The 17,751-nt window shown below is 32.9% G+C and carries 18 protein-coding genes; 10 read left to right on the top strand and 8 right to left on the bottom strand.

Going from position 1 to position 17,751, the window contains the following annotated elements; genetic code table 11:
* The first annotated feature begins 138 nt into the window (after positions 1-138).
* The 3 genes from EKL95_RS08385 to EKL95_RS08375 all read left to right on the top strand — a co-directional run bounded on the left by EKL95_RS08385 (position 139) and on the right by EKL95_RS08375 (position 5,905).
* Positions 139-3,423, top strand: coding sequence for an amidohydrolase family protein (locus EKL95_RS08385; protein WP_126563950.1), 3,285 nt, complete (start codon positions 139-141; stop codon positions 3,421-3,423).
* 402 nt (positions 3,424-3,825) lie between these two features.
* Positions 3,826-4,485 (top strand): superoxide dismutase, encoded by a 660-nt coding sequence (locus tag EKL95_RS08380; protein ID WP_231507424.1) that lies wholly within the window; start codon positions 3,826-3,828, stop codon positions 4,483-4,485.
* Positions 4,486-4,705: 220 nt separating this feature from the next.
* A complete protein-coding gene (locus EKL95_RS08375) occupies positions 4,706-5,905 on the top strand; it encodes an LETM1-related biofilm-associated protein (protein ID WP_126460662.1) in 1,200 nt (399 codons plus the stop codon).
* 45 nt (positions 5,906-5,950) lie between these two features.
* On the opposite strand, the gene can is transcribed toward EKL95_RS08375, so the two are convergent.
* From can to EKL95_RS08355, 4 genes are all read right to left on the bottom strand, one after another.
* Complete coding sequence (gene can, locus EKL95_RS08370) at positions 5,951-6,586, bottom strand: carbonate dehydratase (RefSeq protein WP_126460659.1); 636 nt, start codon at positions 6,584-6,586, stop codon at positions 5,951-5,953.
* 90 nt (positions 6,587-6,676) lie between these two features.
* Entirely contained in the window at positions 6,677-8,341 is a 1,665-nt protein-coding gene (locus EKL95_RS08365; RefSeq protein WP_126563949.1) for a SulP family inorganic anion transporter, read from the bottom strand.
* Between the two features lie 90 nt (positions 8,342-8,431).
* A complete protein-coding gene (locus EKL95_RS08360; protein ID WP_231507420.1) occupies positions 8,432-8,707 on the bottom strand; it encodes a hypothetical protein in 276 nt (91 codons plus the stop codon).
* A gap of 135 nt (positions 8,708-8,842) precedes the next feature.
* Positions 8,843-9,322: a Dps family protein gene (locus EKL95_RS08355; RefSeq protein WP_126460653.1), complete on the bottom strand. Its 480-nt coding sequence runs from the start codon at positions 9,320-9,322 to the stop codon at positions 8,843-8,845.
* A 117-nt stretch (positions 9,323-9,439) separates the two neighbouring features.
* On the opposite strand from EKL95_RS08355, the gene EKL95_RS08350 reads away from it, so the two are divergent.
* On the top strand, positions 9,440-10,381 hold the full coding sequence (locus EKL95_RS08350; RefSeq protein WP_126460650.1) for a LysR substrate-binding domain-containing protein: 942 nt from the start codon (positions 9,440-9,442) through the stop codon (positions 10,379-10,381).
* A gap of 30 nt (positions 10,382-10,411) precedes the next feature.
* Here EKL95_RS08350 and EKL95_RS08345 read toward each other — a convergent pair whose 3' ends face one another.
* Positions 10,412-10,609, bottom strand: a complete 198-nt coding sequence (locus EKL95_RS08345) for a hypothetical protein (RefSeq protein ID WP_126455626.1) — start codon at positions 10,607-10,609, stop codon at positions 10,412-10,414.
* A gap of 165 nt (positions 10,610-10,774) precedes the next feature.
* A complete protein-coding gene (gene mnmD / locus EKL95_RS08340) occupies positions 10,775-11,437 on the bottom strand; it encodes a tRNA (5-methylaminomethyl-2-thiouridine)(34)-methyltransferase MnmD (RefSeq protein ID WP_126460647.1) in 663 nt (220 codons plus the stop codon).
* Between the two features lie 297 nt (positions 11,438-11,734).
* Here mnmD and EKL95_RS08335 point away from each other — a divergent pair, with 297 nt between their 5' ends.
* Positions 11,735-12,802 (top strand): branched-chain amino acid aminotransferase, encoded by a 1,068-nt coding sequence (locus tag EKL95_RS08335; protein WP_126563948.1) that lies wholly within the window; start codon positions 11,735-11,737, stop codon positions 12,800-12,802.
* Between the two features lie 96 nt (positions 12,803-12,898).
* Here EKL95_RS08335 and EKL95_RS08330 read toward each other — a convergent pair whose 3' ends face one another.
* Positions 12,899-13,285 (bottom strand): nucleoside triphosphate pyrophosphohydrolase family protein, encoded by a 387-nt coding sequence (locus tag EKL95_RS08330; protein ID WP_126563947.1) that lies wholly within the window; start codon positions 13,283-13,285, stop codon positions 12,899-12,901.
* Between the two features lie 83 nt (positions 13,286-13,368).
* Between EKL95_RS08330 and EKL95_RS15160 the strand changes: the two genes are divergently transcribed.
* The 5 genes from EKL95_RS15160 to EKL95_RS08305 all read left to right on the top strand — a co-directional run bounded on the left by EKL95_RS15160 (position 13,369) and on the right by EKL95_RS08305 (position 16,506).
* Positions 13,369-13,557, top strand: a complete 189-nt coding sequence (locus EKL95_RS15160; RefSeq protein WP_126460641.1) for a hypothetical protein — start codon at positions 13,369-13,371, stop codon at positions 13,555-13,557.
* A 275-nt stretch (positions 13,558-13,832) separates the two neighbouring features.
* Complete coding sequence (locus tag EKL95_RS08320) at positions 13,833-14,954, top strand: SRPBCC family protein (RefSeq protein ID WP_126563946.1); 1,122 nt, start codon at positions 13,833-13,835, stop codon at positions 14,952-14,954.
* A gap of 64 nt (positions 14,955-15,018) precedes the next feature.
* Positions 15,019-15,561 carry an RNA polymerase sigma factor gene (locus EKL95_RS08315; RefSeq protein ID WP_126460635.1) on the top strand — a complete coding sequence of 181 codons (543 nt, stop codon included), beginning with the start codon at positions 15,019-15,021 and terminating at the stop codon, positions 15,559-15,561.
* 33 nt (positions 15,562-15,594) lie between these two features.
* Positions 15,595-16,011, top strand: a complete 417-nt coding sequence (locus EKL95_RS08310) for a hypothetical protein (RefSeq protein ID WP_126460632.1) — start codon at positions 15,595-15,597, stop codon at positions 16,009-16,011.
* A 36-nt stretch (positions 16,012-16,047) separates the two neighbouring features.
* Positions 16,048-16,506 (top strand): sensor of ECF-type sigma factor, encoded by a 459-nt coding sequence (locus EKL95_RS08305; RefSeq protein WP_126460629.1) that lies wholly within the window; start codon positions 16,048-16,050, stop codon positions 16,504-16,506.
* Between the two features lie 68 nt (positions 16,507-16,574).
* On the opposite strand, the gene EKL95_RS08300 is transcribed toward EKL95_RS08305, so the two are convergent.
* Positions 16,575-17,636: a sialidase family protein gene (locus EKL95_RS08300; RefSeq protein WP_126563945.1), complete on the bottom strand. Its 1,062-nt coding sequence runs from the start codon at positions 17,634-17,636 to the stop codon at positions 16,575-16,577.
* Positions 17,637-17,751 lie beyond the last annotated feature (115 nt).

The raw sequence follows: 17,751 nt of genomic DNA, 5'->3' as shown, positions 1-17,751 counted from the left end.
ACTGCTTTAATTGATACAAAAACCACTCGCAACTGCGGGTGGTTTTTTGCTTTTATAGCAATAAGATATAAATAGAAATACAAACTACTTCATTTTATTACCTATATTTATCCTCTATCACTATTTAATTTCTTTTTAATGAATAAAAAAACAAGCTTATTTCTACTCGCATTTTCTTTTATTTCCACCATTTATGGACAGGAAAAGCCGAAATGGGATGTCGCAAAACCTGGAAAAGAATTCAATTACAAGGCCCATAAATTTACCACATCCGAAGGAACTTGGATGAACCTCGATGTGAGTCCAGACGGGAAAACTATCGTTTTTGATCTCTTGGGAGATATTTACCAAATGCCTATAACAGGCGGAACAGCAAAAATACTTCGTTCCGGTATTCCTTTTGAAGTACAACCCAGATTCAGTCCTGACGGAAAACACATTTCGTTCACTAGCGATGCTGGTGGTGGCGATAATATTTGGTTCATGAAAGCCGATGGAAGTGAAGTGAAACAAATCACTAAGGAAAATTTTCAACTACTGAACAATGCGACTTGGATGCCCAACGGCAATTATCTGGTAGCAAGAAAACACTTTACATCAAGCCGTTCTCTTGGCGCTGGTGAAATGTGGCAATACCACATTAGCGGTGGTAGTGGCGTACAATTGACCAAACGAAAAAACGACCAGCAAGATGTTAACGAACCTGTAATTTCTCCTGATGGCAAATACATGTATTACAGTGAAGACGTTTCTCCCGGTGGTTATTTCAAATACAATAAAGATCCTAACAGTGAAATCTATGCTATCAATCGCTATGATTTTGAAACGGGAGAAACAGAAAAAATTACGGGTGGTCCGGGAGGCGCCGCTCGACCACAAATTTCAAGAGATGGTAAACTGTTAGCGTATGTAAAACGAGTGCGTACCGCAACGGTTTTGTATGTTCATAATTTAGAAACAGGTGAAGAAGGTCCCGTTTATGATAAACTTAACAAAGATCAACAAGCCGCTTGGGCTTTGTTTGGTGTGTATCCTAATTTCAATTGGATGCCAAACAATGAAGACATTATAATTTGGACCGGAGGTAAAATTCAAAAAATAAATACAAAAACAAATCAGGTAACACAGATTCCTTTCACAGCCGATGTCGCTATTGACATTGCAGATCGGGTACATTCTGATACTCCAATAACTGACAATGACTTTACAGTAAAAATGATCCGTGATGCTGTAACCGCTCCCGATGGAAAAACAGTAGTCTTTAGAGCTTTAGGATATTTATGGACTAAAAGCTTGCCCAATGGAAGTCCAAAACGATTGACTACAGATACTGATTTTGAAGCAGAACCTACTTTTACCGCTAATGGTAAAGAGATAATTTATGTTAGTTGGAACGACACAAATTTAGGCGCTATCAGAAAAATTAATTTAGAAAGTAAAAAATCTGTTAAATTAACCTCTGAAAAAGGAATTTACAGAACACCAAGTCTCTCTCCTGACCAAAAAACAATTGTCTACGTCAAGGAAGGCGGAAATATGGATCAAGGTTTTGCTTTTTCAAAAAAACCAGGGATTTACACCATGAATGTTACAGGTGGCAAATCAAAATTTATTACCTCAAAAGGAGAATATCCTGTGTTTACTAAAGAAGGAAATCGTATTTTCTTCCAAACTGGGGGAGTCTTTTTTGGGGATTTAACCAAAGAACTCAAAAGTGTTGACCTTAACGGAAAAGAAGAACGCACCCATATTAAATCCAAATATGCTAACCGATTGGTGCCAAGTCCAGACAATCAGTGGATCGCTTTCACCCATTTACACAAAGCTTATGTGGCTCCATTAAACATCAACGGCCAAGAAGTAGATTTGGACGAAAAAACTACGAATGTACCTGTGTCAGAATTGTCAAAAGAGGCTGGAATTAATTTACATTGGTCTCCCAATAGCAAAAACGTGATGTGGATGTTAGGCAATACTTATTTTTCGAATGCCGTAAAAAACAGATTTACTTTTTTACCGGATTCACCTGAAAAAGTTGAAAAACCATCTGATATAGGTATTAAAATAGATTTAAAATCAAAAGTTGATAAACCAAAAGGCAGAATTGCCCTGACGAATGCTCGTATCATCACTATGGACGGCGACAAAGTGATTGAAAACGGTAGTATAATAATCAATGAAAATCGGATTGAGGCCATTGGTAATGCAAGTGACATTCGTATTCCTGAAACGGCTATGGTTTATGACCTGACTGGTAAAACTATTATGCCCGGAATGGTAGATGCTCATGCCCATGTAGGTGCTTTTCGTTATGGATTAACCACCCAACAAAATTGGCCTTTCTATGCAAATTTAGCCTTTGGAGTAACGACATCGCATGATCCGTCTTCTAACACGGAATCTATTTTTACCCTTTCGGAAATGGTAAAAAGTGGTGCCATTGTAGGACCCCGAATATATTCAACCGGATTTATTTTGTACGGTGCTGAAGGAGACTTTAAAGCAATTGTCAATACTATTGATGACGCTCGTTTTGCAGTAAAACGGACCAAAGTTTTTGGAGCACTTTCTGTAAAAAGCTATAATCAACCAAGACGTGACCAACGTCAACAGGTATTGCAAGCGGCCAGAGAAGAAGAAATTAATGTGGTACCAGAAGGCGGCTCGACATTCTTTACTAACATGACCATGGTGATTGACGGTCATACCGGAGTGGAGCATAATATACCGGTGGCACCCGTTTATAAAGATGTACTCGAACTTTGGGGTACAAGTAAAGTAGGATATACTCCTACCCTAATTGTAAATTATGGCGGATTGAATGCCGAATATTATTGGTATCAAAAAACGAATGTTTGGGAAAACAAAAAACTACTTCAATTCATGCCGAGAAGCGTAATTGATTCGCGCTCCAGATATCGCATGATGGCTCCTGATGAAGAGTATGAAAACGATCATATTCTTACGTCTAAAACCGTAAAAACACTTGCTGACAATGGCGTAAAAGTCAATATGGGAGCACACGGACAGTTGCAAGGAATGGGAGCTCACTGGGAATTATGGAGTATTCATCAAGGTGGAATGAGCAATTTAGAAAGTTTGAAAACAGCCACCATTAATGCAGCCAATTATATCGGAGCCGGAAAAGACATTGGTTCATTAGAAACCGGAAAATTGGCTGACATTTTAGTTTTGGATAAAAACCCATTAGAAAATATCCAAAACTCCAATACGTTATTGTATACCATCGCAAATGGCCGAATGTACGAATCCGAAACAATGAATGAAATAGGTAACGAACCTAAAAAAAGAGAAAATTTTTATTGGGAAAACAACGCATACAATGCTAATTTCCCATGGCATGAGGAGTCCAATAGCTTTATGCATCAACAATGTTGTAGTTCTGGCTTTAGCCACAACTAAGAATTAATTTTAAACTAAAAAAACCATTCGCAAAACGAATGGTTTTTTTGTTTAAATTCAACTTGTTAAAAAAGCAACTAATTACTTCATTTTTAAATACTTGTTAATTTCAGGATATGCCAATTCAAAATGAAATTTATATAATTTCCGTAAAAAAAATAGATATTCAAAATATCATTGTAGGTAAAACAAATCAAATTTTAAGTCTTTATTAACCCAAGTCGGTCTATTAATGATTATTTTTATACAAATATTTAATCCCTATTTAAGACTAACAAATAAATTATGGAAAATAATAATACACGAAGAAATTTTTTAAAAAAAACGGCCCTATTGTCTACAGGTACAATTATTGGCTCTGGATTATTCAATGCTGCATTTGCTGCCCAGCCAGTACTGCAAATTGACAATCAACCCTATGAAGCAGCTTTCACAGATACTCCTGGAACCTACAGTCTTCCTAAATTAGGTTATAGCTATAATGAATTAGAGCCTCATATTGATAAAGCTACAATGGAAATTCACTACAGCAAACACCATCAAGCTTATGTGACAAATTTGAATAAAGCCATTGATACTTTGGATAAAAACTTAATTGATTATTCAAAATCTTTAGAAAGTATCTTTGAAAAAATGTCTAAATTCCCAGAAGCCATTCGGAATAACGGAGGCGGACATTACAATCACAGCTTGTTTTGGAGTTTAATGAAACCTAATGGTGGTGGTATTCCAAAAGGCAAATTGGCAGCAGCCATAACCACAACTTTTGGTTCTTTTGATGAATTCAAGAAACAATTTAGTGATGCATCTATGAAAAGATTTGGTTCCGGTTGGGCCTGGTTAGTGGTGCAAGACGGAAAATTAGTAATAGGTTCTACGGCAAACCAAGACAATCCTTTGATGCGATTACGAGGGAAGGGACTTAAAGGAAAACCCGTTTTAGCTTTAGATGTCTGGGAACATGCGTATTATCTTAAAAATCAAAACCGAAGAGCTGATTATATAAACTCTTTTTGGAATGTAGTTGATTGGGATGCCGCCGAAAACTTATTTAATTCTTAAAAAACAATAAAAACCCTGAATTAAAAAGTAGGATTCCGGGTTTTTTATTTAAAAAAAAGGGGCCTCTGAGACTTCATTTTTTAATAATTATTCGTTAGAAATCCGTACTGTTCAAAATTAAAAAAACCAATACTAATTAAAAGTAATATCTGTGTTAAACTAAAAAACAGAAGTTAAAATTACGAAAAAAAGTATAGCTTTGTACCTTCAAATTAAAGCAATGATTAACCCTTCAGCATCAGGTTGGATAGATAAATTTTTTATTGAACAAAAGTTTTCAAAAGAAACGGTTTCAAAAACTACCGATATATTTTATCAAAAAGTTAGAGAAACAGGTTTTATATATGGCCATATCATTGCATTTGAAACTGTAGCACCTATTGAAACTAAGGGTTGGTTCAAAGAAGAGATTTCAAAAGTCGCACTTTTAAATACTTTGCATGCAGTTTTTTGTTTAACAAATGAAAATATCAGCCCTGATAATTTCATTAAACAAGCCGTTACTTTTTACAATCAAATGAATCCTCAAGGCTTTAACCTATTTAAAAAAATACTGCCAAAGAATTCTCCTGCTTTAACTTTAGAAAAAATAATTGATGAGCGTGTTCAAACAAATGATAGCATCATCAGTAAAAATTTTTCTCACCTAGTAACTAATGCCTTACTGTTTATTGATGTCTTGGCCTTTCGCCAATACTTAATTCATGGTGAAATTCCGGAAAAGTATTTAAAAAAGATCGAGGAAACTATTGTAAATGTGGTCACACTTGCTTTAAAAATTAAAACAAAAAAATCTCAATACGATGATTTATTAATCAAACTTTTTGAAGCTTCTATTCGCTACAGTAAATTCTCTAAGGTATCAGTACAAAGCTTAGAGACACTTGAACTAGATTATTTTTCAAATGACTTAGAAAAATACTATTTGATAGATCTTGCAGGAATGGCTTTATGGAGTGATGGAGAAATTGAAGATAATGAAGCTTATTTTTTGCATTCACTGGCTAAAACGGTTTCGATCCCGGATGGTTTTTCGGATGAAAGTATCCGCAATACGAATGCCTTTATTACGAAACATAAAAAGGAAATTCCTTATTTTAATTATTCAAATCCAGTAAAACATTTTTATGCCCAAACGACTCAAAGTGTGGTCACACTGATTAGTCGTAATAAGAACAGATTGTCTAAGGAAATCGCACAAAGTAAGGAGTTAATGGTACTATTAGCCTACTCTACTCGCAGGGATTTAGACGAGAAAGAGAAGAAAAAAGTCAAGAAACAATTACTGGAAATTTGCAAAACCATTCCGTCGTTGACTATATTCCTTCTTCCTGGCGGTAGCTTATTGCTGCCTATTTTAATTAAATTTATACCTCAACTACTACCCTCCGCTTTTAACGAAAATCTTGATGACGAATAATAAAAGCCGCTAAAAGCGGCTTTTATTTATTACAAATTTTGGGGATTAAAATTTCAACTGATAGACTTCATCCAAATCTTTTTCGGAACTGATATTCACCTCTAAATCCGTTACAAAACCGGAATTAAGACCATAAGCCCATCCGTGTAAGGTTAAGTCCTGACCATTTCGCCATGCTGCCTGAACAATTGAAGTTTTAGCCAAATCAAAAACTTGTTCTTTAACATTCAATTCTACAAAAGTGTTAAATCGCTCTGTTTCATCTAAAATAGAATCTAAGTAGGCACTGTGCAAACGATAGACATCTTTTATGTGACGAATCCAGTTGTCAATGATACCAATAGAATCATTACCCATAGCTGCTTTGACACCGCCGCAACCATAATGTCCGCATACCAGTACATGTTTTACTTTCAATACATTTACTGCGTAATCCAGTACACTTAACATATTCATATCTGAATGAACCACCATATTAGCAATATTTCTATGAACAAAAACTTCGCCTGGTTTAGCTCCTATAATTTCATTTGCAGGAACCCTGCTGTCAGAACAGCCTATCCATAATAAGGGTGGTGTTTGCCCTTTGGCCAGGTCTTCAAAATAATTAGGATCAGAAGCCAAAGATGTTTCTACCCATTTTTCATTATTTTCCAGTATTTTTTTATAAAAATCACTCATAATCGTTGTGTACTTATTTTGTTTATATCCTTACTTAGTGACAAATTAATGCTTTGTAAAGGACTCATTTTTAAATTTATTAGTGCGAAATTAATTTTTATTTTTAGTGAATTCTTCGTCAGGCACCTCTCGTTTAACCATTACCCTTTTTGCTGCATCATAATAATGCTCAATAGTTACATGGTTTTTGGTTTCTTGAGTATTTTCTAAATCATAGGCTTTTTTAAATCCTTTGAGTTTGACTTTTATATTATGATCTATAGCTCTTGTTGTTTTGAATTCATATATCAAATCTAAAATGTCATGCGCTATATACACGGTGTCTTTGGCATCAATTATTACTTTAGAATTTTCAGGAATCTCGTTTAAAGTATATTTGATGGCTGCTTTGTTCAAAAAAGAAACTTCTTGCGCCAAATCAATGTGGATAACATCACCATCTTCATATTCTTCTTTTCTAAAACTGTAAGCTCTTTTCAGGTTTCCTTTTAAAACAAAAATAACACTGATGACAATTCCTAATGCCACCCCTTTTAATAAATCCGTAAAAACAACTGCTAATAGAGTCGCAATAAAAGGAACAAATTGATATTTCCCTTTTTCCAAAAAATGTTTGAAAGTGGCTGGTTTAGCTAACTTGTAACCAACCAAAATTAAAATTGCGGCTAATGTAGCCAATGGAATTTTATTCAGGATAACAGGAATTACAAGTACACTCACTAATAATAGTACCCCATGAATTATAGTAGACATCTTTGATTTAGCACCTGAATTAGAATTTGCTGAGGTACGCACAATTACCGAGGTCAAGGGAAGACCTCCTAGAAGTGAGCTTATCACATTTCCAACACCTTGTGCTTTCAATTCCATATTAGTGTGCGTATAACGTCTTTGAATATCCATTCGGTCTGCTGCTTCAATACTCAATAACGTTTCTATCGAAGCGACTATTGCAATAGTAAAGGCTACTATCCAAACTTTTGGATTCGAAATCCCAGAAAAATTGGGAGTAACTATAATCGTCTTAAATTCCTCCAGACTGGTAGGAACCGGTAAAGAAACTAAATGCTCGTTAGTAATAGCCCACGGACTTCCTGTTCTGATGAAAATCTCATTCAAAACAACACCTAAAACTACAGCAACCAATGCACCAGGAACTAATTTTAAATCCTTCAAAAAAGGGACTTTATTCCAGGAAATCAATACCGTTACAGAGATTAAAGTGATAATTATAGATCCAACCTGAATATAATCAAAAATATTTAATAAGGTTGAAAATGTATTACCTCCGTCCTTTTGCATAAAAGCTAAATCGCCTTCAAAATCGCTATCGTATCCAAAGGCATGAGGCAATTGTTTTAAAATAATTATAATTCCAATACCGGCCAGCATTCCTTCGATGACATTTGTTGGAAAATAATTAGATATACTTCCTGCTTTAAGAAATCCTAGAACTAATTGTATTAGACCTGCTATAAAAACAGCCGTCAAAAAAACATCAAATGCACCTAAATCCGTTATTGCGGTAAGAACAATTGCGGTAAGACCTGCTGCAGGGCCTGAAACACTGATGTGTGATGTACTTAAATACCCAACGACAATTCCTCCAACAATTCCTGAAATAATTCCTGAAAATAATGGAGCACCCGAAGCCATTGCAATACCCAAACACAAGGGCAAAGCTACTAAAAAAACCACTAATCCTGATGCAAAATCAGATTTAAGGGTAGCAAAAAGATTAATTTTTCTTGTCATAATACCAAACTAAAGATTGAATACAAAGAGCTGTTTTCACGTTGAAAGTATGTGAAAATTGATTTAAGAAACACTAAAACCAACACTGTCTTAAACTTGGTTGGGTGGTAGTATAAATATAGAAGAGGTAATATTATCATGCTTTGATAAATTTTCAGAAAGAATAGCACTAGAAGATAATTTTGTTGCAATAATTATTTCCAAAGAAGATTCAGAACTAAATAATACTTTAATTTCTTTGTGAACGTGTTCCTCTTCAGAAAAACTATAGAAAACAGAGATATCTGAACTTTTCTCAATCACCGCAACAATAGTTGGGGTGACAAGGAAAGCTAAAAATAGAATTAAAAATATTTTAGATATCATTTTCATTGTCGCAAAAATAGAATTTAGTTTATAATAAAAGTAACAGTTTTTATTTATTTTAAAAAAAATAAAATTCAAAAAAAAACCAGATAAAAATGCATCATTTTTATCTGGTTTTTTTTTGAATTTTAAGTGTTACAAACTTTCTTCAAGCCAGGCCTGCATCATCCAGATTGTCTTTTCTTGTTCTGAAATGAAATCACTCATCATCGCATTTGTACCTTCATCATTGATTTGTGCCGATTTGTCAAGAATTACTCTTTCAATCTTTAATAAATGAGATAGTGATGTAACAATTAAATGTACTGCTTTTTCATCATTTGAAATATTTTTACCAACTACTAATTGATTGTTTTTTATATAGTCTTCAAACGTATGGAGCGGCGTTCCACCAACAGTGAGAACTCTTTCAGCAATTAAATCAATTTTTATTTGAGAATCCGTGTATAATTGCTCAAATTTTACATGCAAATCAAAAAAACGCTTTCCTCTAATATTCCAATGAATTCCTCTTAAATTTTGATAATATACTTGGAAATTAGCTAACAAAACATTTAGTTCAGTTGCTATTAATTCTGACTCTTTTACCGGTAAACCTAAAATATTTGTTTTCATTTTAATGTTGTTTTATATTTATTTCCGTTATATGACAAATTTAGTGTAAGATTAACGAAAAACACTATAATAAAAAGTTATTGTTTTATTAAATTTGTATCAGATATAATTATAACCATGACAATTACTCAATTAAAATACGTACTTGCAGTAGCTGAACACAAGAATTTCACTCTTGCTGCAGAAAAATGTTTTGTTACTCAACCTACACTGAGTATGCAAATTCAAAAAATAGAAGAAGAATTAAGTATTCAAATATTTGACCGTACCAAAAAACCAATCCAGCTAACTGATATCGGGTATAAAATTGTAAACCAGGCAAAAAATATAGTCAATGAAGCTGATAGAATACAAGATATTGTTGAACAACAAAAAGGTTTTATAGGCGGTGAATTTAGATTAGGCATCATTCCAACAATCATGCCTACTTTATTGCCAATGTTTCTAAATAATTTTATAAAAAAATATCCAAAAGTAAAACTTATTATTGAAGAGTTAAATACCGAAGAAATTATTATTAAACTCAATAATGGACACCTGGACGCTGCAATTGCCGCAACTCCTTTGATGGAAGAAAAAATTAAAGAAATAGTCTTGTATTTCGAACCTTTTGTTGCGTACATCCCTGAAAACCACCATAATTTTCAAAAAGAAGAAATAGAAGTTTCAGATTTAAACTTGGATGAAATTTTATTATTACAAGACGGACATTGTTTTAGAGAAGGAATTTTAAACTTATGCAAGAGTACTGGTAAAAATGAAATCAACCATTTTCAAATACAAAGTGGCAGTTTTGAAACCTTGATAAAACTAGCTGATGAAGGTCTGGGAACAACGCTGCTTCCTTATTTGCATACCTTAGATTTAAAAGAAAAAGACAAGCTAAAACTTCGTCATTTTAAAGAACCTAAGCCTGCAAGAGAAGTCAGTTTGATTTTTCCTAAAAGCGAATTAAAAATTCAAATAATAGATGCACTTCGAAATACCATAACAGGAGTTGTAAAAGGAGCAATTGTTTTTCAAAATGTTCAGATAATAAGTCCCATCGCAAAAAAATAAAAAAAGGAACCGTTTATGGTTCCTTTTTTACTATGAATTTACTATTAGTAAACAGTGCTTTAGTTCCGGTTTACCAATAGTGAAATTTAATAACCACTCCCGTAATTGATCCATTTCATAGGGCAATAATGTCTTAATAGCTTTTTCTAATTCTTTGCTAAAAAGCATAACATCAAAGCTTACTCTTTCTAAAACTGATTTAGTATAATCATACATGATTTTCGACATAATTAATGAAGATTTTAGGTTAGATTTTAATTGAAAGTGATGTAAAAATACATTTTTTACAACTAGAACATAGTTATTTAACGTAGTTTTTAGTTTTTTTATTTTTCGTACTACTTTTGATCAAAAATATAATATATTATTGATAATAAGCCACTTAACAAACATTTATTTTTTAGTAGCTCTGAACATTTCTCTTTTTCCTGGTGGTCCGGCTAATTTTTCAACCGTAAAACCTACTTCTAACATGCTCCTTTTTACAACTCCTCTGGCTGCATAAGTCACTAAAACTCCATTACTTTTCAGTGCTGTATGCATTCTTTTAAAAATATCCGTACTCCATAATTCAGGCTGCACTCTGTAACCAAAAGCATCAAAGTAAATCAAATCAAATGTGTTATTGTCGTCAATTACTTCAAAAAACTGCTTTCTTTTAGTCAACAAAAAATCATTACTAAGCGCTATTTTCTCTCCCCAGACACTTTGATGCATTGCTATAAAAATGTCACTTTCTTGAGCAGCATTCAACTCTGTAACATAATTCATACATAAAACTTCGTCAGGAGATATAGGATATGCCTCTACGCCAACATAATCGATAGACTGATTCATTTTTTTTGCTTCTAATAAGGTAATAAAAGCATTCAATCCGGTACCAAAACCAATTTCTAAAATAGAAACCGCTTTATTTTGAAATAAGGAAAGTCCGTTTTTAATAAAGACATGTTGCGCTTCCTGAATGGCTCCATGTTTAGAATGATAACACTCATCCCATTCCTCTATTCGTATGGTTGTGGAACCATCAAGTGTTTGTATTATTTCTCTTTTCAAAATTATTATTTGAGGTTATTTGAAGTTTTATAATTATATGAGCAGTCCAAATTTAATCAAAACTAAAATGATTGTCCTAAATAAAGTACATTTATTATGCAAATCCCATAAAATTGATGCTGATTTTTTCTGTTTTTTCAAAAATAAATAAATCGTACGTAAAGGCTATAATTAATGGTGTTTTGTCAAGTATTTTAGTGATTTTTATTTAATTTTGCAATTATTAAAGTTCTTTTTGCATAATCAAGATTTTAATACCCAATTGTAGTAACATATAAAAATAAACAATACATTATCATGAGTACAACTCAAACTAGCAAAATTGAAATAATTAAAGCACCCACTTCAAAAATAAATGAAGTTGATTTTAAAAGTTTAAGCTTTGGATCTGTTTTTTCAGATCATTTATTTGAATGTGATTTTAAAAATGGGGAATGGCAACAACCAGTCATTAAGCCTTACGCACCTTTTTTGTTAGATCCATCGTCAAGAGTTTTTCATTATGGTCAAGCTATTTTTGAAGGTATGAAAGCGTACAAAGATGAGAACAATGACGTTTGGCTTTTTAGACCCGATCAAAACTACAGCCGTTTCAACACCTCTGCTGTTAGGATGGCTATGCCGGAAGTTCCAGAAGATATATTCCTGAATGGTTTAAATCAATTGCTGCAATTAGACGAAGCATGGATAAAAAAAGGAAAAGGAAATGCCTTATATATCAGACCCTTTATGATTGCAACAGGTACCGGAGTAATTGCAAACCCATCAAATGAATATAAGTTCATGATTATTTTATCGCCTGTTTCCTCTTATTATTCAGGTGATGTAAAAGTAATAATTGCGGAGCATTACAGCAGGGCGGCTAATGGTGGAATTGGAGCTGCAAAAGCAGCCGGAAATTATGCAGCCCAATTTTATCCAACTACTTTAGCGAATAAAGAAGGCTTTCAACAAATAATCTGGACTGATGATGCCACACACACAAAATTAGAAGAAGCCGGTACGATGAATGTGTTTTTTAGAATAAATGACACATTATTAACGGCTCCTGTAAGTGAAAGAATACTTGATGGTGTTACTCGAAAAACACTGATTGATTTAGCAAGGAGTGAAGGTATAAATGTAGAAATTCGTTCAGTTTTAGTATCTGAACTTGTTGAGGCATTTAAAAACGAAACTTTAAAAGAAATTTTTGGTGCAGGAACAGCTGCTGTGGTAAGTCCCATTTCAGGATTCTCCTATCAGGATGTGTATCATGAATTACCAAAAATTGAAAACACAATGGCTTTGCAACTGAAAACTAAATTAGAAAATATCCAAAATAAATTAGATGCGGATCCTTTTGGCTGGACTGTTAAAGTATAATTCAAAGATTTAAAAATTAAAAAAAAGCGATTTTCAGTGTGAAAATCGCTTTTTTATATCATACACATCATCAAAGAATTTCTGAAATTTCTACCTCTATTTACCAATTATTATAGAGAAATCAGGCTTGAAATAATTTGGCCCTTTCATGACCTTACCATCTTCACGGTAAATAGGCTCCCCATCCTGACCCAACTTACTCATATTACTACGTTGAATTTCATCAAAAACGGCTTCTATTTTGTCTTGCAGCCCATGCTCAATAATCGTTCCGCATAAAATGTACATCATATCGCCTAATGCATCGGCAATTTCTATTAAATCATTATTCTGAACAGCCTCTAAATATTCTTCATTCTCTTCTTTCATCAAATTGAAACGAAGGATATGTTTGGTTTCAGCTAAGCCGGCTATTGGAGTTTCGCTATGCCCAATTTTGAAAGCGGTATGGAATTCTTTGACGGCATTAATTTGTTTTTGCATAATTTAAATTTTATTAAATGAAAATACAAATTAGCAAACTATTATTAAACAAATAGCTAAATTTGTCAAAAATAATATAAAGTATGTTTAGTCAGGGACAATTCATTTTTGCCGGCTTTTTTTTTGTTGCATTCAGTATTGCAATGATTTATGCCTACCGAAAAGATTTAGCGTTACACCGAAAATTTTATAAAGGAAATTATAAAATTTTAATTGGGTTTGGAGTTTTTATTGGCATTTTATTTTTGATAAAAGTCTTTTTCAAACGTTAGTTTTTTTTAAATGTCTTCTGAAAAGAGGACTTTTTTTAATTTGTTCTTTTCTTATTTTAAAAACAAATCCTAATTGCTAATTAGTGCAAGGTGCCAAATAGTGCTACCTGAACATGTCCCCTATAAATTTTATTCTAGAAATCATTCTCCTAAAGTATTCCTTTCGTAAAACAACTATTTAATTAAAACATTCAAGTCGCGTTTTTTTATTTAACACTTTTGGCGACTTGTAAATTAAATTTTTAACTTTACAAAAATTAATACAATTAGATATCATGAGGATTATAAAATATTTATTTCTTTTGTTGCTGCTTAGTTTAGTGGCTTTATCCATTTTTGTAGCTACACAAAAAGGGGAATTCACTGTACAAAGAAGTCATATTATTAATTCTCCTAAATCAACGGTATTTAATTTTGTTAATGATTATAAAAATTGGCAGGATTTTGGTGCCTGGATCGTTGAAGATCCTGAAATTATAATCACCTATCCTAAAAACACTGTAGGAAAGGGAGCTTCCTTCACTTGGGAAGGAAAAGAAGTCAAAGGGGATATGCAAACGGTTTTTGTAAAAGAAAATGAAAGTATTTCTCAAAAAATAAATTACAACGGAGGGGTATCATCCGTTTTCTTGAGTTTAAAAGACACGGTTGGCGGAACAAAGGTCACCTGGAAAACCACCGGGAAAATGAGTTTCGTTATGAAGATCACTGCTGCGTTAAACGGCGGTATCGATACAGTTATAGGTGCCATGCAGGAAAAAAGCTTGGCTAATCTAGACAAAACACTAGTTTACGAGATAAATACCCATCAAATAAAGGTAAAAGGTGTGGTAAAAAAACTAGCAACTTTTTATTTGCACCAAACTTTTACAAGCAAAATTTCAAATATCACTAAAAATGCCCGAATCGTTTTTCCAAAAATCATTCTTTTTTGTGAACAAAACAATATAGAATTGAATGGAAAGCCTTTTATTATTTATCACACTTACGATCCAGTAAATGGATTGAGTAGATTGTCTTTTTGTATCCCTATAAAAAATCAAATTTTAACCAGTTCAGGCAGTGATATTTTATCCGGTAAACTCGAACCTTTCGAAGCCTTGAAAACAACCTTAACCGGTGATTATTCACACATAAAAAAAGCGCTAGATAAAACAACAGCGTACAGCAATGCTAACAAAATAAGTATTGACACTAAATTTTCACACCTAGAGAACTATACCATCGGCAAAGCGGAAATAAAAAATCCATCAAAGTGGATTACTGACATTTACTTTCCAATAAAACCAAAAGTAATTCCTGCTAAAGTCTTTGCTCCAGCAGCAATCAATAAACCTCCAGCGGTAAAAACACCGGAACCTGCACAAAAAAAGGAAGAAGAACAATCTGAATTTTAATATTATCTTTCCACCGAATTAAACCTTTTTGATAAAGAGTATTCTAAATTCATAAATAAAAAATTTGCAAGACGAACAGGAATATATAAATAACTTGTTGAACTCGAAAACACAAAATCAAGCGTTCCAGCAGTTGTTACAAGAGTATCAAAGACCGTTATACAATCACATTCGTAACATTGTTTTAAATCACGATGACGCAGATGATATCTTGCAAAATACTTTTATCAAAATATTTCAAAATTTAAAAAATTTTAAAGGAGACAGTAAACTCTTCTCTTGGATGTATCGTATTGCTACTAATGAAGCATTGACTTTTTTGAAACAAAAATCAAAAATCAATACGGTATCGTCTGAAATTTTACAAAGTAAAACTATTGATAATCTCGAAGCTGATGTGTTTTTTGATGGAAACGAAATTCAACTAAAATTACAAAAAGCAATTGCTTTATTACCTGAAAAACAACAGTTAGTTTTTAAAATGAAATATTTTGAAGAACTAAAATACGAGGAAATATCTCTTATTTTAGGCACCTCAGTTGGAGGATTAAAAGCTTCCTATCACCTTGCTGTAAAAAAAATAGAAGCATTTGTATCTACTAATTAAACCTTTTTGCAATACCACTGTCTAATGAATAGTATGAAAACATTTAAATTAGAAAACGAGCCCAAAATTGAGACTGGATTTAAGATCCCTGACCATTATTTTGAAAATTTTTCAGCAAAAATGATGAAGCAATTACCCATAGAGGAGCCAAAAGTAATTTCTATTTTTCAAAAAAGAAAAAACAGGATTCTAATGGTTGCAGCAATTTTAGTAATAGCCCTGATGATTCCTGTTTTAAGCCCGTCAGCAAGCAACCCTAACGAAATAGACACGCTCACTCTGGAAAATTATTTAACCTATCAATCGAGTGTAAACCCTTATGATTTAATAAGTGAATTAGAAACCGAAGATATCAATAATATTAAAGCAGATAATGAAGTTTTAGAAGATGAAGCTATAGAGGATCATTTATCCGAAAATGCTAATCTGGAGCATCTTCTTTTAGAATAAAAAACGCGTTCACCGATTACAATAAATAAAACAAAAATGAAATATAAAAAAATATTCCCAATACTGTTGCTACTTCTTTCCTTTAATTTTTATGGTCAACATGAAAACATGAAAGAGAAAAAAGAACAAATTAAAGCTTTGAAAGTAGCCTTTTTGACGACTGAGTTAAACTTGACCACTAGTGAAGCCGAAAAATTCTGGCCTATTTACAACCTGTTTGATGACAAACAATTTGAATTAAGACATCAGAAAATGAAAAGTTTCATGAGAAGAATGAATGATGGATCTTTAGATCAAATCACGGAGAAAGAAGCCAATTCATTTTTAGTTCAAATAGAAGAAACCGAAGAAGAATTGTTTTTTTTACGGAAGAAATTTGTTCAAAATTTGAGAGAAATATTTCCATCTGTAAAAATTTTAAAACTTAAAAAAGCAGAGGAAGACTTCAATAGAAAGCTGTTGCAACAATACCGCAACAAAGCGCATAAAAAATAACATCTTTTTTTATTAGTTCGATAAAACATCCTAAACACAAGTAAAAACTTGAGCTTAGGATGTTTTTGTTATTTAAAATTGATCCGAATCATTTTATTTTTCCCTGCAGCAACAGCCGTTTTTTTATCTATGAACCGGAGCGTATTAAGACTTTTATCCTTTGCTATTTGTTGCCATGATTCACCACCATCCGAGGAGTAATAAACCCCTGAAGTCCCCACAGTAACGAGTTTCTTACCATTGCTTTCAGGAATATATTGCACACAGGAAGCATACCCAAATCCTTGATTCTCAGCAATAAGCCCCCATGTTTTCCCACCATCCGCAGTACGGGCTTTATTGGAAAAATTCTGGTTTTGATCTTCATAATCCCCTCCTGCTACAAAACCGATTTTTGCATCATAAAAATCGGCAGTAAAAATTCCGGTCATTGCCTTTCCTTGTGCCATTGGAGTTTCAAAAACGGTCCAACTCTTTCCTTTATCAGGAGAATAAAAAACCCTTGCTTTTTTTCCACCAGAAACAATCCAAGTATTATTCCCTTTAATTACAATATTAGTATTGCTTGCCGCAAAAGCAGCTTCGCCTTGCATCACTTTTGGTAATTTATCGCACGGAATTTTATTCCATGATCGGCCTCCATCGCGCGTTGTAATAATATTAAGACAATCAGCGATTGGATCTCCCATAGCAATACCTTCTGTATCGTCCCAAAATTGCATACTATCATAAAAGACCTTCTCATGGCTTTCCTGATATACTATTTGTGAATCCTTTTCCTCTTTTGAAATTTGATACAACACTGCAGGATTTGCCACATTGAGAATAAAAATATGATTGGCTGTTTGAGCGATACTCCTAAAATCAAGTATCAAAGAATCCTTGGTGATTTTGTGCTCTATTTTTTGATTGGTATCTAAATTATATAACCCGTATCTACCTTTATCAGCAGCATACCAGATTTTGTTTTTATCAATTTGAATCGCTCTGATACTTATTTGATCTTGAAATAAGGTATCAATTTCAACGGACTGAAAACTAACGTTATGTAACTTTTCCGACTTATAAACACTTGTTTTACAGGATACAAATCCATTTAAAACCAACAGCACTAAAAAAATATTTTTCATTTTTGTACATTTTAAGGCTAATTTACAATTAATAATATAAATACAAATAGCACCCAAATTATATTGGCACAGTAATTGGATATTGAAAAAAAGGAAAAACTTAATCCAATTAATT

Source organism: Flavobacterium sp. LB2P53, from assembly GCF_003970305.1.
Classification (GTDB): Bacteria; Bacteroidota; Bacteroidia; order Flavobacteriales; family Flavobacteriaceae; genus Flavobacterium.
This window is presented reverse-complemented; position numbering and strand designations above follow the sequence as displayed.